The sequence below is a fragment of the Serratia surfactantfaciens genome (genome assembly GCF_001642805.2).
GTDB classification, from domain to species: domain Bacteria; phylum Pseudomonadota; class Gammaproteobacteria; order Enterobacterales; family Enterobacteriaceae; genus Serratia; species Serratia surfactantfaciens.
This window is the reverse complement of record NZ_CP016948.1, coordinates 1,446,819-1,466,483: the sequence shown is the minus strand read 5'-3', so window position 1 is coordinate 1,466,483 and position 19,665 is coordinate 1,446,819. Positions and strand designations below refer to the sequence as shown.

At 61.0% G+C, this 19,665-nt stretch carries 20 protein-coding genes; 10 read left to right on the top strand and 10 right to left on the bottom strand.

Annotated elements, in window-relative coordinates; all coding sequences use genetic code 11:
* The first annotated feature begins 14 nt into the window (after positions 1-14).
* The 4 genes from hutC to ATE40_RS06970 all read left to right on the top strand — a co-directional run bounded on the left by hutC (position 15) and on the right by ATE40_RS06970 (position 4,732).
* Complete coding sequence (hutC, locus tag ATE40_RS06985; protein ID WP_025160260.1) at positions 15-770, top strand: histidine utilization repressor; 756 nt, start codon at positions 15-17, stop codon at positions 768-770.
* 157 nt (positions 771-927) lie between these two features.
* Positions 928-2,151 (top strand): imidazolonepropionase, encoded by a 1,224-nt coding sequence (gene hutI, locus ATE40_RS06980; protein WP_063919278.1) that lies wholly within the window; start codon positions 928-930, stop codon positions 2,149-2,151.
* A complete protein-coding gene (gene hutG / locus ATE40_RS06975) occupies positions 2,148-2,951 on the top strand; it encodes an N-formylglutamate deformylase (protein ID WP_063919277.1) in 804 nt (267 codons plus the stop codon). Before hutI ends, hutG begins: the two co-directional genes overlap by 4 nt.
* A 245-nt stretch (positions 2,952-3,196) precedes the next feature.
* Positions 3,197-4,732: a serine hydrolase domain-containing protein gene (locus ATE40_RS06970; RefSeq protein WP_063919276.1), complete on the top strand. Its 1,536-nt coding sequence runs from the start codon at positions 3,197-3,199 to the stop codon at positions 4,730-4,732.
* Between the two features lie 3 nt (positions 4,733-4,735).
* Here the strand turns inward: ATE40_RS06970 and ATE40_RS06965 are convergent, their stop codons facing one another.
* Both ATE40_RS06965 and ATE40_RS06960 read right to left on the bottom strand, forming a co-directional pair.
* Positions 4,736-5,266, bottom strand: coding sequence for a chorismate mutase (locus ATE40_RS06965; RefSeq protein ID WP_063919275.1), 531 nt, complete (start codon positions 5,264-5,266; stop codon positions 4,736-4,738).
* 121 nt (positions 5,267-5,387) lie between these two features.
* Positions 5,388-5,894 (bottom strand): anti-virulence regulator CigR family protein, encoded by a 507-nt coding sequence (locus tag ATE40_RS06960; protein ID WP_019454842.1) that lies wholly within the window; start codon positions 5,892-5,894, stop codon positions 5,388-5,390.
* Between the two features lie 442 nt (positions 5,895-6,336).
* Here ATE40_RS06960 and ATE40_RS06955 point away from each other — a divergent pair, with 442 nt between their 5' ends.
* Positions 6,337-6,516 carry a hypothetical protein gene (locus tag ATE40_RS06955; protein WP_025160261.1) on the top strand — a complete coding sequence of 60 codons (180 nt, stop codon included), beginning with the start codon at positions 6,337-6,339 and terminating at the stop codon, positions 6,514-6,516.
* Between the two features lie 54 nt (positions 6,517-6,570).
* Here the strand turns inward: ATE40_RS06955 and ATE40_RS06950 are convergent, their stop codons facing one another.
* From ATE40_RS06950 to ATE40_RS06930, 5 genes are all read right to left on the bottom strand, one after another.
* A complete protein-coding gene (locus ATE40_RS06950) occupies positions 6,571-7,452 on the bottom strand; it encodes a nucleoside-specific channel-forming protein Tsx (RefSeq protein WP_025160262.1) in 882 nt (293 codons plus the stop codon).
* Positions 7,453-7,826: 374 nt separating this feature from the next.
* A complete protein-coding gene (locus tag ATE40_RS06945; protein ID WP_025160263.1) occupies positions 7,827-8,099 on the bottom strand; it encodes a hypothetical protein in 273 nt (90 codons plus the stop codon).
* A gap of 73 nt (positions 8,100-8,172) precedes the next feature.
* Entirely contained in the window at positions 8,173-9,066 is an 894-nt protein-coding gene (gene yddG, locus ATE40_RS06940; RefSeq protein WP_063919274.1) for an aromatic amino acid DMT transporter YddG, read from the bottom strand.
* Between the two features lie 91 nt (positions 9,067-9,157).
* Positions 9,158-10,528, bottom strand: coding sequence for an APC family permease (locus ATE40_RS06935; protein WP_019454837.1), 1,371 nt, complete (start codon positions 10,526-10,528; stop codon positions 9,158-9,160).
* Positions 10,529-10,835: 307 nt separating this feature from the next.
* On the bottom strand, positions 10,836-12,254 hold the full coding sequence (locus ATE40_RS06930; RefSeq protein WP_019454836.1) for a glutamine synthetase family protein: 1,419 nt from the start codon (positions 12,252-12,254) through the stop codon (positions 10,836-10,838).
* Positions 12,255-12,473: 219 nt separating this feature from the next.
* On the opposite strand from ATE40_RS06930, the gene puuD reads away from it, so the two are divergent.
* Genes puuD through ATE40_RS06910 form a run of 4 tightly spaced genes read left to right on the top strand, consistent with a single transcriptional unit; the run spans position 12,474 to position 16,593 of the window.
* Positions 12,474-13,235 carry a gamma-glutamyl-gamma-aminobutyrate hydrolase gene (puuD, locus tag ATE40_RS06925; protein ID WP_063919273.1) on the top strand — a complete coding sequence of 254 codons (762 nt, stop codon included), beginning with the start codon at positions 12,474-12,476 and terminating at the stop codon, positions 13,233-13,235.
* A complete protein-coding gene (puuR, locus tag ATE40_RS06920) occupies positions 13,232-13,789 on the top strand; it encodes an HTH-type transcriptional regulator PuuR (protein WP_019454834.1) in 558 nt (185 codons plus the stop codon). The genes puuD and puuR overlap by 4 nt, the downstream gene beginning before the upstream one ends.
* A 15-nt stretch (positions 13,790-13,804) precedes the next feature.
* Positions 13,805-15,301, top strand: coding sequence for an aldehyde dehydrogenase PuuC (gene puuC / locus ATE40_RS06915; protein ID WP_063919272.1), 1,497 nt, complete (start codon positions 13,805-13,807; stop codon positions 15,299-15,301).
* Between the two features lie 11 nt (positions 15,302-15,312).
* Entirely contained in the window at positions 15,313-16,593 is a 1,281-nt protein-coding gene (locus ATE40_RS06910; RefSeq protein ID WP_019454832.1) for an NAD(P)/FAD-dependent oxidoreductase, read from the top strand.
* Positions 16,594-16,636: 43 nt separating this feature from the next.
* On the opposite strand, the gene budC is transcribed toward ATE40_RS06910, so the two are convergent.
* Entirely contained in the window at positions 16,637-17,392 is a 756-nt protein-coding gene (gene budC, locus ATE40_RS06905) for a meso-2,3-butanediol dehydrogenase (protein WP_016928044.1), read from the bottom strand.
* A 314-nt stretch (positions 17,393-17,706) separates the two neighbouring features.
* The gene (locus ATE40_RS06900) at positions 17,707-18,135 is read right to left on the bottom strand and encodes a universal stress protein (RefSeq protein WP_019454831.1); all 429 of its coding nucleotides are present in this window, start codon (positions 18,133-18,135) and stop codon (positions 17,707-17,709) included.
* A 269-nt stretch (positions 18,136-18,404) separates the two neighbouring features.
* Between ATE40_RS06900 and ATE40_RS06895 the strand changes: the two genes are divergently transcribed.
* A complete protein-coding gene (locus ATE40_RS06895) occupies positions 18,405-19,022 on the top strand; it encodes a LysE family translocator (RefSeq protein ID WP_063919271.1) in 618 nt (205 codons plus the stop codon).
* Here ATE40_RS06895 and ATE40_RS06890 read toward each other — a convergent pair.
* A complete protein-coding gene (locus tag ATE40_RS06890) occupies positions 19,012-19,656 on the bottom strand; it encodes a Qnr family pentapeptide repeat protein (protein WP_025160265.1) in 645 nt (214 codons plus the stop codon). The genes ATE40_RS06895 and ATE40_RS06890 overlap by 11 nt on opposite strands.
* Between the last annotated feature and the right edge of the window lie 9 nt (positions 19,657-19,665).

Below are 19,665 nucleotides of genomic sequence, written 5' to 3'. Positions count from 1 at the left end.
ACGAGGTTAACGTCGTGGCTGAACAACAGACCGTGTTACAACTGGCGGCTGCAATGAGCGATGCCCCCGCCCCGATCTACCAACGGGTCAAACAGGCGATCGTGAATCAAATTCGTGCGGGGCATTGGCAACCGCACCAGCGCGTGCCCTCCGAAAGTGAACTGGTGGCGGAACTGGGCGTCAGCCGCATGACCATCAACCGCGCGCTGCGCGAGCTGACCAGCGAAGGTTTTTTGATCCGCATGCAGGGCGTCGGCACCTTCGTCGCCGAAGCCAAGGCGCATACCGCGCTGCTGGAAGTGCACAACATCGCCGACGAGATCGCCGCGCGCGGCCATCGCCACAGCAGCAAAATCCTCGAACTGAAGGCCCGGGCGGCCAGCGATGAAGAAGCGACGGCGCTGGGCATTCAGCCCGGCCAGCGGCTGTTCTATTCGCAGATCGTGCATTACGAAAACGACGTGCCGGTGCAGGTGGAAGACCGCTGCGTCAACCCGCTGGTGGCGCCGGATTACCTTAAACAGGATTTCGACCGCGTCACCCCTTACACCTACCTGACCCAGGCCGCGCCGCTGACCGCCGGCGAACACATCGTCGAAGCGGTGATCCCTACCCGGCGCGAGCGCGAGCTGCTGCAGCTGGAGGATCACGAACCCGGCCTGCTGATCCACCGCCGCACCTGGTCCGGTAAAACCGTGGTGACCTCGGCACGATTGCTGTACCCCGGCAGCCGCTATCAGCTGTTCGGCCGCTTCACCAGCGAAGTCTGACCCCCGGCGGGCGCGCCCTGCGCCCGCATCTCCGCTGTCGATCACATCCTGATAACAAAATCTCGCCCGCCTCTTGTGGCATCCCGGTGAATGCGTTAGGTTGTTTTTAATTGTATATACAACCATGTGGGAGCTGCGGCTCCGGCGGAGGAAAGCAATGACGTCTGAGATTCACTGCGACAGCCTGTGGCACGGCGCCGATATCGTCACCATGCGCGACGGCAAATATCACACCCTGACCGACGGCGCGATCGCCGTGCGCGACGGCAAGATCGTCTGGATTGGCGAACATGCGGCGCTGCCACCAGGCCTGATCGCGGACGAAACGGTGAAATTCGACGGCGGCATCATCACCCCCGGCTTTGTCGACTGCCACACGCACCTGGTGTTCGGCGGCAACCGCAGCGGCGAGTTCGAACAACGGTTGAACGGCGTAAGCTACGCCGACATCGCCGCGCAGGGCGGCGGCATCATCTCCACCGTCAAAGCCACCCGCGAAGCCGACGAAGCGCTGCTGCTGGAGCAGGCGCTGTTCCGCCTGCGGCCGCTGCTGGCGGAAGGCGTCACCTGCGTGGAAATCAAATCCGGCTACGGCCTCAGCCCGGAAAGCGAACTGAAAATGCTGCGGGTGGCGCGCAAGTTGGGCGAGCTGCTGCCGGTCGAGGTGAAAACCACCTGTCTGGCGGCCCATGCGCTGCCGCCGGAGTACGCCAACCGCGCCGACGACTATATCGATCTGGTCTGCGACACCATCATTCCTCAGGCCGCGGCCGCCGGCCTGGCGGATGCGGTTGACGCCTTCTGCGAACATCTGGCGTTCTCCCCGGCGCAGGTGGAGCGCGTCTTCGCCGCCGCCGAAGCCGCCGGTCTGCCGGTCAAACTGCACGCCGAGCAGCTTTCCGCGCTCGGCGGCAGCACGCTGGCGGCGCGCCATCACGCGCTCTCCGCCGACCACCTCGAATACGCCACCGAACAAGACGCCCGCGCCATGGGCGACGCCGGCACCGTGGCGGTGCTGCTGCCCGGCGCCTATTACCTGCTGCGCGAAACCCAGTGCCCGCCGGTGGAGCTGTTTCGCCAGCACCGCGTGGCGATGGCGATCGCCAGCGACGCCAACCCCGGCACCTCGCCGGCGCTGTCGCTGCGCCTGATGATCAACATGGCCTGCACGCTGTTCCGTCTGACGCCGGAAGAAGCGCTGGCTGGCGTCACTACCCACGCCGCCAAAGCGCTGGGGCTGCAACACAGCCATGGCACGCTGGAAACCGGCAAGGTAGCCGACTTCGTTCACTGGCCGCTGTCGCGGCCGGCGGAACTGGCTTATTGGTTGGGCGGCCAGCTGCCCTGTACGGTGATTTTCCGAGGAGAAGTACGTCAATGACCATTCGCGATCCTTTTAGCTTCCAGACCGGCAGCCTGCCGCTGCTGATCAGCATCCCGCACGCCGGTACGCAACTCACGCCGGCGGTCGAGGCCGGGCTGACCGACGACGCCCGTCCGCTGCCCGATACCGACTGGCACATTCCGCAGCTGTACGATTTCGCCCGGGCAATGGGCGCCAGCGTGCTGGTCGGCAACTATTCGCGCTTCGTCATCGACCTGAACCGTCCGGCGGACGACAAGCCGCTGTACACCACCGCCACCACCGGCCTGTATCCCGACGTGCTGTTCGACGGCCGCCCAAGCTTCCTGCCGGGCCAAGCGCCGACGGACGAAGAACGCGCCGGCTATCTGCAGCAGATTTGGCAGCCTTACCATCAGCAGCTGCAAAACGAGCTGGCGCGCCTCAAAGCGCGGCACGGCTACGCGCTGCTGTTCGACGCGCACTCCATCGCCTCGGTAATCCCGCGGCTGTTCGACGGCCAGCTGCCGGATCTCAACCTCGGTACCAACGGCGGCGAAAGCTGCGCTCAGGCGCTGAGCGATCGACTGGTTGCCTGCTGTGAGCAACAACAACAGTACACCCACGTACTGAACGGCCGTTTCAAGGGCGGTTACATCACCCGTGCCTACGGTCAGCCGCAGCAGCAACAGCATGCGATCCAGCTTGAACTGGCGCAGGTGAACTACATGTCCGAACAGTATCCTTACGCGTATGAACCGCAGCGCGCCGCCTCGCTGCAGCGTCTGCTCAAGCAGATGATTGAAAGCCTGTTGGACGGCGCCGCCAGACTGAATTAATCCCCCTTTTACAGGCGCCGCAGGGCGCCTGTTTTTCTCCCGCCTTAACCGCAACGCCGCCAGCAATCTGCGCTCTATATCAAAGTTTCGCGTGATTCCTCGCTAACTGGTCTAAACAGCGCACAAAACAGCGGCCGACGAAAAACGCACTGCGCCACAATCAGCCGAAAAGCCCGCGCTCTTTACCAGCATCGGGCGGCGTGTGGCCGAGCTGGCCCGTTTCGAACCATCACTCTGGAGGCCCTATGTCTGTAACACCGTTAAACTGGCGCGCTGCCGGCGCCGTCGCCGAACAACTGTTGGCCGGCTGGCAACGGCGTGGTGAACCCGGCGGCGCCATCACCCTGTTTGACGCCGAACAACTCCGCGCCACCGCCTGCGCCGGCCTGGCCGATCTGGCGCAAAATACGCCCTTCACCGCCGACAGCGTGGTGCGTTATGCCTCAGTAACCAAGCACATCTTCGCCGCGCTGGCGCTGAACGCCACCGATCGCGCCATTCGGCTGGAGCAGCGCCTGGGTGAGCTGTTGCCCGCTCTGCAGCCCGCGTTGGCGGACGTCACCGTCGGCCAGGCGCTGGACATGACCGGCGGCCTGCCCGACGTGCGTGAAACGCTCGGCTTGCTCGGCATATCGCTGCACGCCGTCAGCGAGGCGCAACCGGTGATGCAGTTTGTCGAGGGGCTGGAAAAGCTGAACTATGAAGCCGGCAGCGAGATCGCCTACAGCAATACCGGCTATCGGCTGCTGGAAGCGGCGCTGCGCAGCAAGGGGTTTGATTTCGACCAGCTGGTGCAACAGCGCATCGCCCAACCGCTGCAGGTGCAAATGCGGGCGCCGGAAAGCTGGTTCGACGTGGTGCCAGGGCTGGTGCCGGGTTACTGGCGGGCGCCGCAGGGCTGGCAGCACGCCAGTGCCGGCCTGCACCTTTCCGCCTCCGGCAGCCTGACCGGCAGCGTCAACGCCCTCACCCGCTGGCTGCAGACGCTGCTGGCCGACGAAGGGCCCGGCCAGGGCGTGCTGGCGCAACTCAGCGCACCGCGCCGCCTCAATCAGGGCCAGCTCAGCGCCTATGGCCTGGGGCTGGCGCAGACGCCGCTGGGCCGCCGCCGCTTGCTGGGCCACGGCGGCTCCCACGCCGGTTACAAAACCTATTTCCTGCTGGCGCCCGATCGCCAGGCCGGCGTGGCGCTGGTGGCCAACCGCGAAGACTGCGACAGCTTCGGTATGGTCTTACAGGTGATGGCGACGCTGCTGGGCGAACCTTTGCCGCAGCGCAGCGCGGCGATCCCCGATGGCCTCTACGCCACGCTGGCCGAGCCGCACTGGCTGGAGGTCAAAGACGGCAACCTGGCCTATCTGGGCAGCGGCGAACCGCTGTATCAGGGCGAGGACGGCTATGCGGTGTCGCTGTCCGCCCATATGCCAATCAAATTGAAGTGGACTGGCGAAGCGGTCGAGGGCGAGGTCGGCCACGTGGCACGCCGTTTCCTGCCGGTGACGGCCAACGGCGACTGCCTGAAGCATGTGCAGGGGCTGTGGTATCACCCGCACTATCGTACCGCCTTTGAAATTTGCGGCGATCGGGTGCATATCGGCGTCGGCCCGGCGGCACAGACCGGCACGCTCAGCCCGTTGGGCCAGGGGCGCATGCTGGTCGAGTGCCAGGACGGCCCGTGGTTGAAACGCTTTTGCCTCTATTTCCGCGGTTACAACGTGGATCTCATCGCCAACCGCAGCCGAATGCTGACCTTCCGTCGCAGCACCGTCGGCCGCGACTGACGCTCAACGTGCGCGCGCGGCTTTGACCGCCAACAGCGCATCCGCCAGCCGCCGTTTGTCGGCGGCACTGAGATTCATCTGATCCACGGACGCCATAAACGCCGCCCGATCCGCCTCGTCGAGTGGGCCGGCGCGCAGCCGCTCCGCCAGACGCTGCAGTATCTGGCTGCTCAGCTGCGCGATCTGCGCGCGCACCTGAGCCAACGGGCGCGGTTGCCAACCGGTTTCCGGACTCGCCAGCCAGTCGGCACGATAGCGGTACTGAATCGCCTTGGCGGCATCCATCTGCGCGGCGATAAAAGGCCGCACCGACGCCGGGTCCAGCCCCAAACGCCCCGCCTCCTCCTGCGCGCTGGCCAACACCTTCGCCTCTTGCGCCAGGTCTTCGATCGGCAAATGCTGCTGCGCCTTGTAACCGGCGACGTCTTTCATCAGCGACAATCGTTGGTTCACCAGCTCGCCGAGAGCGGCGGTGCCGTCCGCCAACGCCGGAAAACTGGTCAAACAACAAGCTATCAACAACGCCCTGAACATGGCATCTCCTTATCATCATGTCATGCAGTGAAAACGTCAGGCACAAAGTTCACCACGTCAGCCCGACGCTGGCAAATAAAAAGGCCCCGCCGCAGCGAGGCCTGATCATGCTCCACAGGCGTTAGTTGAACACGCCATTGATCACGGAAGCCACAATCGCGGTGCTGAGCGCAACCAGCACCAGATCATCGCCGGCGATACGCCACTCATAACCCGGGTACTGCGGCAGTTCACGCAGCATCGAGTACGGCACCACTTTTTTGGCGATGCCCGGCGGCAGCGGCTTGCCGCGCGCCAGATTCTTGGCGATGCCCGGCGGCAACGAACGGTAGCCGGTCAGCCCATGGTTGTGCGCCAGCGAACGGGCGCGATCGCGCGAGAGGGTGACGGTGATCAGATTGTTGTCGTTGCGATAGACGCCGTTATCGTATTGGTCTTTATTGCCTTTGTTACCGTGATTGCCATTATTGCCGTGATTACCGTTATTGCCATGGTTACCGTTGTTACCACTGTTGCCATGGCCGTTACCGTTGCCGTTACCGCCTTTGTCGGCCAAAGCCGGTGCGGATGACAATCCCAGCGATGCAATCAGCGCTAACACCGTAAGCGTCGTACGACCTTTGTTCATGTTATGTATTCCTGCATGGGTGACTCTGTTTACTATAGTTGGCCTTTTCCAGACAAAGTATAAGGAAAACTCCGAGATGGCGGTGCGGTTTTACGGCGATCGCGTCCAAAGCTTGCTCTGACGCAAAATCCCTCGAAAATTCCGAAACCAACTTCGGATTTTTCTTGAAGAAAAATAAGCCTTTCGTTAATTTGGCAGAGTAACAAGAAAGAGTTAGCGTGCTCTTTTTCGTCGCACCTCAAATCTTATTCTTATCATCCATAATGATAATAGCGAACACTTCCCGCCTCTCCGTGCGGGACTCTTTTTACCCTTTCCGCCGCACCAATGTGGTGCTTTATGTTGAGATTTAGTTGCCGATAATTTACATTCGCTGTCTGAGAAACCTCAACCTCCCGCGGTGGCCAGGCTGGCAACGGGTGGGCGTTCAGGAGCAAGAGACGTGCAAATGACCCTCATGGAATACATCACTCGGCACTTTAACGGCGATCTTCATCGTTATGCGCAGTCGGAAGGCGTCAGCCGTGAACAAATCATTAGTTGGATAAATAATGAATGTCACGTGATCAAAGGCAGGCTGTTTATGCCGGTGAAGCATCTCCCGGTTGAACAAGCCCAGTGATGACGAAAAAAAACCCCGCCAGGCGGGGTTTTCTGTTTCTGATAACACGGAAAATCAGAAGTTATAGCCAACCACGAGGTAATAACCCCAACCGGTAGACTTGATCGGGCCCTGCGGCGTACCGATATCCGCGCCATCCTGCCACTGGCCGCCGTTATGGAAATAACGCGCCACGAAAGAATAGTGCCAGTGATCGTAGTTCAGCGCCAAAATGTGGCTGGAAGCGATCGAGTTGCCGGTGCGCACCTGTTTGCCGGTACCGTCAACCCAGTGGCTGTCCTTGCCCAGATCGGAGCCGAAGTCGAAGTTGGTGAAGCCGATGTAGCTCAGGTTGCCGCCCCACACCTGGGTCAGCGGCACGAAGTACTTCACCTTGAAGCGGTAACCGTCCCAGCTGTTCTCATTGGCAGCCTGGTAGTTTTCCCACTGGTATTTGGCATAGATGTTCATCGACAGGCTCATCGGCAGGCCGGTGTCGATATCGGTGCCCAGACCCATGTACCAGGTGTTCTGACGGCCGTCGGCGTTATGGCCCAGGTCATAGATGTAGTTGTTGGCGAAGTACCACTCTTTGAACGGACCGAAGCTCAGATCGGTGCCGGTCAGCTTGTCGATGGAGAAGCGCGGTTCGATCTCCATAAACAGCGGCGAACCTTTGTTCCAGATGCCGCGATCCGGCGTGTTGCCCACGCCGAAGAATTTCGGCACGTCAACGTAACCGTAGAAATCGAACCAGTCTTTCTTGGCGAAGGCTTCATATTCGAGATACACGTCGTTGTTCAGCTGCGGTCCGAAGCGGGTGTGGTAGCTGCCCACCACGTTAACGCTCTGGTGCCACCAGTCGGAGACATATTGACTGTCTTTGCTATCAGCCATTGATGATGCACTGTAAGACGCTGCGAGCAGTACACCTGCTGCGAGAGCTATTTTTTTCATTTTATTACCACATGCTTAAAGGGCCATTTCCTGCCCGTTTAGAAAAGATGACAATGAGTCTGCCGACACCTGGCGTTGTCTTCACACAGAAACTCGGATGACGCGCGCATTATAGAAACCACTGACTGTAAGAATCTGTGATCCAGTTACGCATTTCGCGAATAGGTAATCGATTGCGTTCACATTTGTCAAATTATGTTTCATGCAAATTCACATTCGCTGTGATTTTTGTCATGCACATCGATTTTTAGCGCAGTTTTTGAGCCAAATGTCATCAGGACGTCACCCTGCTCGTCATCGCGACGTGGACAAGAAAAAGCCGACGTATAAACGTCGGCATTCATCAGAATCGGGGGAAAACGCGTACAGCGAAGTCAGTTCACCGCCGGCACCGCCTTGGCGATGTTTTCCTGGCGGAACGCCACCTCTTCGCCGTTTTTGACCTCCCAGCTGGCGACCGGAATATCGGTCTTGGGCGCCGCCGCGACGACCGAACCGTAAATCAGCTTGTCGTCGCGGCGCAAAATATACACATCGAGCTGATACTCGTGCCGCAGATTCGCCGTGGTCAGGCGCACGGTATCGCCGCGCTCATAGTGATGCGCGTCGATATCGGGTTGTTGAATAAATTGAATGTCGCTTCTCATCATCGTCGTTCCTTCAGGCAACATGGCTAGTTAAATTCTAGTTCAACATTGCGCCGACGGCAGATAATTTCCGTTAATTTCCGCGAGTTGCCCGCCAACAGATCAGTGAACCGAGGATGACCATCGCCACGCCCTGCCAGAAATTGACGGTCAGCGAGGTGTGCAACACCAGCGCGGCGAACACCGCTGACAGCACCGGGGTAAAATAGGAGACGGTGGCCAGCAGCGTCATGTTGCCGTGCAAAATGCCGACGTTCCAGGCGGCGTACCCCGCGCCCATCGCTACCCCGGCGCACAGCAGCGTTACGGTCACCCCGACGTTGAACTGCATGCCGCTCTCCGTGCTGAAGGCGTACTTCAGCCACAGCGCCAACGCGGTCAGCACGATAAACAGCACCACGCCGTTGCTGCCCTGAGCGATCTTCTTGGTCAGGTTGCAATACAGCGCCCAGATCACCGCGCCGCTGAACGCCAGCGCGTAGCTGAGCGGGTTGCTGCGCACGTTGGCCAGCATCTGCGCCGGCGACCAGCCGCCCTCGCCGCTCATGATCCAACCGATGCCGAACAGCGACAGCAGCAGCCCCGGCAGCAGCCACCATTTTGCCCGTTGCCCGTTGAGCACCAGCGCCATCAGCACGGTGAAACAGGGCCACAGGTAGTTGATCATGCCCACTTCTATCGCCTGCAGGCGGGTATTGGCATAGCCGAGCGACAGCGACAGACAGATCTCGTAGCTGACGAACAGCAGGCTGCCGACGATCAGGTAAGGCCGAGGAAAGCTGCGCCATTTCGGTACGCCGAGCGCCACCAGCAAGAACGCCGCGCTGACGCTGTAGATCATCGCCGCGCCGCCGATCGGTCCCAGCCCTTCGCTGACGCTGCGGATCAGGCCAACGACGCTGCTCCACAGCACGATAGCCAACAAACCGAACAGCGTGGCGCGGGTACGCGAGGGCAAAGCGGGCATAAGGCAGGTCCAATGGGTTATTTTTTATCGAGTTTTTCACTCTACTGCCGCTCGCGCCAAAAAGAAAGGCGGGAAATTCCCGCCTGTGATTTTATTGCTGCGGCTGCCGCTCGAGCTGCGGCGGCGGCTGGCGAAAACGCCGCGTCAGCCAGGCCAAATAGCCGAAGCCCAGCGTCGCCCAGATAAGCCCCATGGTCAGCGAGCTTTTCTCCAGGTTCAGCCACAGCACCCCCACCGTCAGCGCCCCCACCAGCGGCAGGAACAGGAAGTTGAAGCGATCTTTCCAGCTTTTGTTGCGCCCTTCGCGGATGAAGAAGTGGCTGATCACCGACAGGTTGACGAAGGTGAAGGCCACCAGTGCGCCAAAGTTGATCAGCGCCGTGGCGGTAACCAGATCGAACGACAGCGCCGACAACGCCACCAGCCCGACCATCAACACGTTCAGCGCCGGCGTGCGCCATTTGGGGTGGATATAGCCGAAGAATTTCTCCGGGAACACGTTATCGCGCCCCATCACGTACAGCAGGCGCGACACGCTGGCGTGCGACGCCAGGCCGGAAGCCAACGTGTTGATAAAGGTCACGCACAGGAAGATCGACTGGAACAGCTTGCCGCCGACGTACAGCGCGATCTCCGGCAGCGCGGCGTCGGGCTGGTGGAAGCGTTGAATGGACGGGAAAAACAGCTGAATGAAGAACGACACGCTGATAAAGATCACCCCGCCGTACAGCGCGGTCAGGAAGATGGCGCGCGGGATCACCTTGGCGGCGTCGGGCGTCTCTTCGCACAGCGTGGTGACCGCGTCGAAGCCGAGGAACGAGAAGCACAGAATGGTGGCGCCGGTAATGATCGGCAGCAGGTGGGCGTTCTCGCTGAGGAACGGCCGCAGGCTCCACACCGTGCCCATCCCCTCGCCGTTGTGCAGGCCGCGCACCACCAGATAGATGAACACCAGAATGATCGCCACCTGCGCCAGCACGAACAGGGTATTGAAGTTGGCCACCAGATTGACGCTTTTCAGGTTGATGGCGGTAATCAGGATAACGAAGCCCACCACCCACACCCAGGGCGGCACTTCCGGGAACAGCGCGGTCAGGTAAATCTTCGCCAACAGCGTATTGATCATCGGCAGGAACAGATAATCCAGCAGCGATGACCACCCCACCAGGAAACCAACGTGCGGGTTGATCGCTTTCTGCGCATAGGTGTAGGCGGAGCCGGCGGTGGGAAACTGGCGCACCAGTTTGCCGTAGCTGATGGCGGTGAACAGCACGCCGGCCAGCGCCAACAGATAAGAGGTCGGCACATGGCCGTCGGTGAGGCCGGAGACGATGCCGAAGGTGTCGAACACCGTCATCGGCGTCAGATAGGCCAGGCCCATCATCACCACCTGCCACAGCTTAAGGGATTTGCGCAGCTGCGGTTTGCCCGCCGGGCCGCTGTCGATGGCTTTAATCGTCATGGCAGTTCCCCTCTTGGTCCTCTGCTGTCAACCGTGCAACGTGATTCAGAGAGGCCGCGGGGAAACTGCTGTTCAGGCGGCGGGAAAAACGGTTTGGGGTCACTGTCGGGCGGCCGGCGACCGGCCCGTAGGCACTGCGGCACAGGCAAACGCCTGCGCATGGGGATGACTGAGTCATGGTTATTTCCTCGTCGGCGTCCTGTACGCCGTGATAGAAGAAATTCTGTACCGCAGCGCGCAGCCTCACCGGCCACAGGAGAGCCGATGAAATGCGCCGGACGCGCGCGGTAGTGCCAGGTGAGCGGGATCAGGCGTTTTTCAGCATCCACTCGATTTCAGTTTCGGTGATCAGGCGCTCAAACTGCACCAGCTCATCGGTTTTGCAGGCCAGGTAGACGTGGCTGAAGCGTTCACCCAGCAGCGCATTGAGCACCGGCTGGTGTTCGAACTCGTACAGCGCGTCGCTCTGGCGGATCGGGAAAGGCAGCCCGTCCTGTTCCAGACCGTTGCCGGTCACCGGTTCAGGCAGCGGCAGCGCGGTTTCCAAGCCGTAAACGATGCCAGCCAGAATGGTCGCCATCACCAGATACGGGTTGGCGTCGGCGCCCGCCACGCGGTACTCCACGCGGTGGTTGTCGCGATCGCCGCAGGGAATGCGCAGCGCCACGGTGCGGTTGTTATGCCCCCAGGAAGCCTGCGTCGGCACATACATGCCGGGCTGGAAGCGGCGATACGCGTTGACGTTCGGCGCCAGCAGCGCCATCGAGGACGGCATCAGGGCGATCATGCCCGCCAGCGCCTGTTTCAGCAGCGCCGAGTCTTCACCGTCGTCGTCGGCGAGCACATTGTCGCCTTGCGCGTTCAGCATGCTGATGTGCACGTGCATGCCGCTGCCGGCGTGCTCCTCATACGGCTTGGCCATAAAGGTGGCCTGCATGTTGTGGTTCTCGGCCACCATGCGTACCAGCCGCTTCAGCGCCAGCGCGTGGTCGCAGGCTTGCAGCACGTCGTCGGTATGATGCAGATTGACCTCGAACTGCCCGGGCGACGCCTCCGCCACCGCGCCGTCCGCAGGAATGCCCTGCAGGCGCGCCAGCTCATCAATTTCACTCAGTACGTCGGCGAAATGGTTCAGGTTATCGACGGAATAGACCTGGCTTTGGGTGTTGCGCTCTTGGGTGCCCGGCGCGCACGGCGGCTGCAGATAGCCCTCCGCATCGCGCTGACGATCGATGAGATAGAACTCCAACTCTACCGCTACCACGGGGGAGAGCCCGCGCTGACGCAAACGCTGCCACACTCGGTTCAGCACATTGCGCGGTTCAACGTCAAAGGGAGTGCCATCTTCATCCAGCATGGTGAGCAGCACCTGCGCAATATATTGCGGATCCGCCGCCGACGGCGTCAACGTGCCCGGCACCGGCACGCACACGTGATCCGGCTCGCCCAGCTCCTGCCCCAGCCCGGCTTCTTCCACCACGTTGCCGAGAATATCCATCGCAAATACCGACGCCGGGAAGTAACAGCCCTTCTCCAGCTTGCTCAGGCCGCCGACCGGGATGCGTTTGCCGCGGAAGCTGCCGTTCAGATCGGTCAACAGTACGTCGACATGTTGCGTTAATGGATAACGTTCCAGGTACTTCTTCACTTCGCGCTGGAACGCGCTACTTCGTCTCTCTTCACTGTGCTGAACAAAGTTTTCCACTTCTACGATGTTGGTCTGCATGGTTCACCCGCCGTTTGTGTTTTGCTGTCGTCGATGTTTATTGACCGTCTTGTTCAATATAATGCCCACAAATGAAACGTAGATGAAACAAATTTGTTTTGCAAGTGTTACTTTTGGTTTGAATATTGGCCAATCGACTGCTAGATTTATAGAATATTGAACGAAATAGGCAGTATGACAGCTTGTCGTTCATAATTTCGAACGTACCAAGGGGATAGCATGGACAATATATTTAACAGGCCAGTCATCGGTGTCGTCATGTGCAGGTATAGGTTAAACGGGCACCTCACACAGACCTTGCAAGAAAAGTACCTGAATGCCGTTATCACCGCCGGCGGTTTGCCGATCGCCCTGCCACACGCGCTGGCGGAGCCGGAAATGCTGGCGGAACTGTTGCCGCGCCTCGACGGTATTTTGCTGCCGGGCAGCCCCAGTAATGTGCAGCCGCACCTTTATGGTAAAAACGGCGATGAGCCTGACGCCGATCCTGGTCGAGACGCGTTGAGCCTGGCGCTGATCCGCCAGGCGTTCGACAGGCGCATTCCCCTTTTCGCCATTTGCCGCGGCATGCAAGAGATGGTGGTCGCCACTCAAGGCACCCTGCATCGCCGCCTGTATGAACTGCCCGAGCTGCTGGAACATCGTGAAGATCACGACCTGCCGCTGGAACAGCAATACGCCCCCGCCCACGAAGTGATCGTTCAGGAAGGGGGGCTGCTTTCGCAACTGATACCGGATTGCAACAGATTCTGGGTGAACTCGCTGCACGGCCAGGGTGCCAAAACCCTGGGCGCCAGTATTCGCATCGAGGCGCACGCCGCCGACGGGCTGGTGGAGGCGATCAGCGTGCGCGATCAGCCCTTTGCGCTCGGCGTGCAGTGGCACCCTGAGTGGAACAGCGACGAGTACGCCCTGTCGCGCCTGTTGTTTGATGGTTTCATCACCGCCTGTCGGAACTATCAAAAGGAAAAACGCCCATGAGCGACGTCAGCTTGGCACCGGGAAAACGTCTGTCGCAGATCCGTCAACAATTGGGGTTGTCGCAGCGCCGGGTCGCCGAACTGTCTGGGTTAACCCACAGCGCCATCAGCACTATCGAGCAGGACAAGGTCAGCCCGGCCATCAGCACGCTGCAAAAGTTGCTGACGGTATACGGTCTGTCGCTGTCGGCGTTTTTCGCCGAGCCGGAAAAACCGGCAGAACCGCAGATCGTGATAAGCAGTGACGATCTGATCGAAATCGGCAGCCAGGGCGTTTCGATGAAGCTTATCCACAACGGCGACCCGAACCGCACGCTGGCGATGATGATCGAGACCTACGAACCGGGCACCACTACCGGTGAGCGCATCAAACACCAGGGGGAAGAGATCGGCACGCTGCTGGAAGGCGAAGTGGTGTTGCAGGTCAACGGCCAGAGCTATCACCTGCTGGCCGGGCAGAGCTACGCCATCAATACCGGCATCCCCCACAGTTTCAGCAACACGTCGGCGCGCATTTGCCGGATTATCAGCGCCCATACGCCGACGACATTCTGATCAACGGAGCCAGGCATGAACTTTCACCATTTGCAGTATTGGCAACAACGGGCGCAGGCCCTGAAGATTGAGCACCAGCTGTTTATCGACGGCCGCTACCAGCCGGCCGCCGCGGGAAAAAGTTTCGCCGTGGAAGATCCTGCCGGCCGCCGTGAGCTGGCGCAGGTCGCGCGCGGCGAAGCCGCCGACATCGATCGGGCGGTCAACGCAGCGCGCGCCGCCTTTGAGCGCGGCGACTGGGCCCAGGCCGCACCGGCGCAGCGCAAGGCCACGCTGCTGCGCTTCGCCGAGCTGATGGAGCAGCACCACGAAGAGCTGGCGCTGCTGGAAACGCTGGACACCGGCAAACCGATTCGCCACAGCCTGCGCGACGACGTGCCGGGGGCCATTCGCTGCATCCGCTGGTACGCCGAAGCGATCGATAAGGTGTACGGTGAAATCGCCCCCACCGGTCGCGACGCGCTGGCGCTGATCGAGCGCGAGCCGATCGGCGTGGTCGGCGCCATCGTGCCCTGGAACTTCCCGCTGCTGCTGGCCTGCTGGAAGCTCGGCCCGGCGCTGGCCGCCGGCAACAGCGTGGTGCTCAAACCCTCCGAAAAATCGCCGCTGAGCGCCATCCTGCTCGGCAAACTGGCGCAGCAGGCCGGGCTGCCGGACGGCGTGCTGAACGTGGTACCCGGCTATGGGCACGACGCCGGCAAAGCGCTGGCGCTGCACCGCGACGTCGACGCCCTCACCTTCACCGGCTCCACGCTGGTGGCGAAGCAGCTGATGATCTACGCCGGCGAGTCGAACATGAAACGCGTCTGGCTGGAGGCCGGCGGCAAAAGCGCCAACATCGTCTTCGCCGACTGCCCGGATCTCGATCAGGCCGCCCGCAGCGCCGCCGCCGGCATCTTCTATAATCAGGGGCAGGTGTGCATCGCCGGCACTCGCCTGCTGGTCGAAGCGAGCATTCAGCAAGAATTCCTGCAAGCGCTGCGCAAACACGCGGCGGCCTTCATCCCCGGCGACCCGCTCGATCCCACCACGGTGATGGGCACGCTGATCGACAGCGGCCACTGCGAGAAAGTGGCCGGCTATATCGATCGGGGGCTGAGCCAGGGCGCCGCGCTGTTCCTCGACGGGCGCGACCATCCGCAGGGCGACCACGCCGGCTATCTGGGGCCGACCATCCTCACCCAGGTGAACAACGCCATGAGCGTGGCGCGCGATGAAATTTTCGGCCCGGTGCTGGCGGTGACGGCGTTCGACGACGAGCAACAGGCGCTGCAGCTGGCCAACGACAGCGACTACGGCCTCGGCGCCGCGGTCTGGACCCGCGATCTGGCGCGTGCGCACCGCATGGCGCGCCAACTGAAAGCCGGCACGGTGTTCGTCAACAACTACAACGACGGCGACATGACCGTGCCGTTCGGCGGCTATAAGCAGAGCGGCAACGGCCGCGACAAATCGCTGCATGCACTGGACAAATTCACCGAATTGAAAACCACCTGGATCTCGCTGGAATAAGGGCTTACATCATGACTGAACACGTAAAAAGCTACTATGCGGCCACGGCCAACGCTCATCAGCCCTATCCGCAATTGAATGAATCGATCGAATGCGACGTCTGCGTGATCGGCGGCGGCTATACCGGCCTCTCGTCCGCGCTGTTCCTGGTGGAGGCCGGTTACGACGTGGTGGTGCTGGAAGCGGCGCGCATCGGTTTCGGCGCCAGCGGCCGCAACGGCGGCCAGTTGGTTAACTCTTACAGCCGCGACATCGATGTGATTGAAGAGCGCTACGGCGCGGAAAGCGCCCGCCTGCTCGGCAGCATGATGTTCGAAGGCGCGGAGATCATCCGCAGCCGCATCAGCCGCTACGCCATCGACTGCGACTATCGCCCCGGCGGCATCTTCGCCGCGCTGAACAACAAGCAGTTCCATGCGCTGATCGAGCAAAAGCGCAACTGGGAGCGCTACGGCAATACCCAGCTCGAGCTGCTCGATGCGGATCGGCTGCGCCAGGAGGTCGCCAGCGATCGCTACGTCGGCGCGCTGCTCGATCACAGCGGCGGCCACATCCATCCGCTCAACCTGGCGCTGGGCGAGGCCGAGGCGATTCGCCTGCAGGGCGGGCGCATCTTCGAGCAATCGGCGGTGACGAACATCCGCCACGGCGAACCGGCGCTCATCAGCACCGCCAACGGCCAGGTGAAGGCGCGCTTCGTCATCGTCGCCGGCAACGCCTATCTGGGCGACAAGCTGGAGCCGCGGCTGGCCAAGCGCAGCATGCCGTGCGGCACCCAGGTGGTGGCCACCGAACCGCTGGCGCCGGAGATCGCGCAGGCGCTGATCCCGCAGAACTACTGCGTGGAGGACTGCAACTACCTGTTGGATTATTACCGCATCACCGCCGATCATCGCCTGCTGTACGGCGGCGGCGTGGTATACGGCGCACGCGATCCGGACGACATCGACAACCTGATCCGGCCAAAGCTGCTGAAGACCTTCCCGCAGCTGAAAGGGGTGCGTATCGACTATCGCTGGACAGGCAACTTCCTGCTGACGCTGTCGCGCATGCCGCAGTTCGGCCGGTTGGAGAATAACGTATATTACATGCAGGGCTACAGCGGCCACGGCGTGACCTGCACCCATCTGGCGGGCAAGCTGATCGCCGAGCTGATGCGCGGCGACGCCGAACGCTTCGACGCCTTCGCCAAGCTGCCGCACCTGCCGTTCTTCGGCGGGCGCAATCTGCAGATCCCGTTCACCGCCATCGGCGCGGCCTACTACACGCTGCGCGATCGTATCGGCGTCTAAAACAGCAGGCCCGGTCATCCTGGCCGGGCCTGTGGGTTAACGCTTAGACGATCTTCGGTTGGCCGTCCGAGGCGGTCGCCCCGCCATCGACCGGAATGTTGGCGCCATTGATAAAGCTGGCGTCGTCGCTGGCCAGGAACGCCATCACCGCCGCCACTTCTTCCGGCTCCGCCGCACGGCCTAACGCGATGCGCTCATTGAACTTGTCGCGGATCTCCTGCGGCCAGCCGTTGGTCATGTTGGTTTTCACCAGGCTCGGGCAGACCGAGTTGATGCGCACGCCGTCACCGCCGTGATCCAGCGCCATGGCGCGCGTCAGGTTGACCACCGCGCCTTTCGCCGCGCAGTAATAAGCCGCGCCCCAGTCGCCGCCCAGGCCGGACACCGACGCGGTATTGACGATGCAGCCTTTGGTTTTCAGCAGGTGCGGCAAGGCAAATTTGGAACAGAACACCACGCCGTCGATATCGACCCCGGCGATGCGACGCCAGTCGTCGATGCTGGTTTCCAGCACGCTGCCCGCCACATGCACGCCGGCGTTGTTCAGCAGGACGTCGATGCGGCCCAGCTTTTCCGCCACCTCATTCATCATTTTTTCAACCGCGACGTGATCGGATACGTCGATATGCACCGCCATCGCCCGGCCCTTCGGCAGTGAAGCGGCGACTTTGTCTACCGCTTCCTTGGCCCAGTCGGCCAGCACCACGATCGCGCCCTCGGCGGAGAAACGCCGCGCCGCCGCTTCCCCCATGCCATTGCCCGCACCGGTGATAACCACGACTTTATTGTCAAAACGCATGAGACCTCCTCCATGTGAACGTATTTATATAAGTCATACAAATCTCATGACCCGAGGATAAGTCGCAGTCCCCCTGAGAGCCAGTCAAAACGTGCGGTTTATTAACCAAAAGGAGGTATGTCAGCTATTTCAATGCGCTGGGTTAACCTTTATCGGATTTTGGCCAACATACTGATAGAGAAAATAAAATTACGGGCAGTCACTATTCACAAGCCGGATTGTCAGCCGGCGGAATTATTGCGAATCAGCGGTTATGGTCATACAGAGATAAGCGATGCGAATGAAAAACGGCAGCCGCCCAGAGGCGGCCGCGACTATTTTTTCTCGATGGGGACCACCAACAGATCGACGTTCAGCTCGTTGATCGCCTGGCGAGCCGAAGAGACCAGCCGGCTCCAGACATCGTGATGGTGGCCGAAAATCACCAGATCGAACCCTTTTTCCTGTGCCACCCGGTTCAGTTCTTCCGTCAACGCGCCGCGGCTGACGATCACTTCTTCGACCGGATAAGACGACTGCCCTTTGATCGCATTGAGCATGTTCTTCACCCGCTCCGAAAAGGTGCGATCGGTGTAGTTATAATCTCCCACGCCCAGATCGACGTAATAACCGGCGCGATGAATGTCGATGTAGATCAGGGAGAGTTTGGCATTGAGCGCGGCGGCCAACCTGGCGCCCTTGCCCAGCAGGAACTCGGCGTCTTCGCTGAGATCCGTGGCGACAACGATATGCTGATAAGCCATAGTGGCGGCCCTCCGCATCAAAACCGTGAACAGGATGGCGCTCCTTGCCGCATGTTTCTTATGCACCTTAAGTTTAGCCCAGCGCCGGGTCGCTCGCCTGCCCCCTCGGCAAACGCTCGACGGGCGCTATCACCTCGGTGCCCCAGGCATGCGCCGCATGCGTAATTCTCCCCGGCCGCCATCGGGACGCCGGTGCAATTGGTCGAGTGGATTCTGTGCGGGATTCGTTATAAAACTAACGGTACTCTTGTTGTAACAGGCAATCTTTCATGGTCGATATGTCCGCCGTACTCGCCGTTTTCACCGTGTATATTGTCGGCGTGGTGATCCCCGGCCCTAATTTCGTCGCCGTCGCTCACAAAGCCGTTTCCGCACGCCGGGCAGAGGCGTTTGCCTTAGTGGCCGGCATTGTGCTGGTCAATCTGTTCTGGGCGAGCAGTGCCCTTCTGGGCATCGGCGTGGTTTTCGCCCTGTTCCCCTGGTTGGCGGTGGCGATTAAAGTCGCCGGCGCCGGCTATTTAATGTGGTTCGGCTATCGGCTTATCGCCCAGGCGGCGCCCTCTTCCGGCACCCCAGCGGCCACCGGAAAAAGCGGTTTTCGCGCCGCCTTTTTGCAGGGTATCGCCACCAACATCGCCAACCCCAAATCCATTGCGTTTTACGCCGCCGTCTTCTCATCAGCGGCACCCAGCCATGTTTCTACGCCGACTTTTTTCGCCATGCTGCTGGAAGTCGCGGTGATAGCCAGCTTGTGGTACGGGCTGGTCGCCCTGGTGTTGTCGCACGCGCCTGTCGCCGGCGCCTACCGCCGCAGCAAGGCTTGGATCGATCGCGCCTGCGGCACCTTGATCATCGCACTGGGGCTGCGGCAGTTGCTCAGCCGATGATCGCGATCCCCAGCCGCTCCAGCAGCTGCGCGGCCTGGTGGCTGTCCATTTTGACGCCCTGCAGATCGGTGGTGCGCAAATCCAACTCGCCCAGTTCGGCATTGCTCAAATCGCATCCGGTAACGTCGGCGGCACGCCAGTCGAAACCAGAGAACTCGCCGCCGGACAGATCGGAGCCGCTGAAGTTGGCGCCGAGCACCTGCGCGCCGTGCCAACGGTTCTCCCACAGCTCGCACTTCTCCAGCACCACCTTGGCGAAGTTAGCGTAGCTCAGGTTGCTTTTGGTGATATAGGCGCTGCAAAACCAGGTGCGGCTGGTGATCATATTCATAAAGCTGGCGCCGCGAAAATCGGCGCCCTGCGCGCGGCACTCGCGGATCTCGACGCCCAACGCGTCGGCGTGACGGAAATCCGCCATCGATAAATCGCAGCTTTTAAAACTCGCGTCTTTCAGTATCGCGCGGCTGAAATTGCCCCCCTGCCGGCTGTCGCTATCGTAAAACTGGCAGCCGATAAACTCGGTGCCGGTCAGATCGGCGCCTGAAAAATCGCACAGCATAAAGCTACCGTTTTCAATCTTCGCGCCGGTAAAGCGGTTACGGTCAATCTTTTCACCCTTCAATATCAGACTCATCGCAGCACA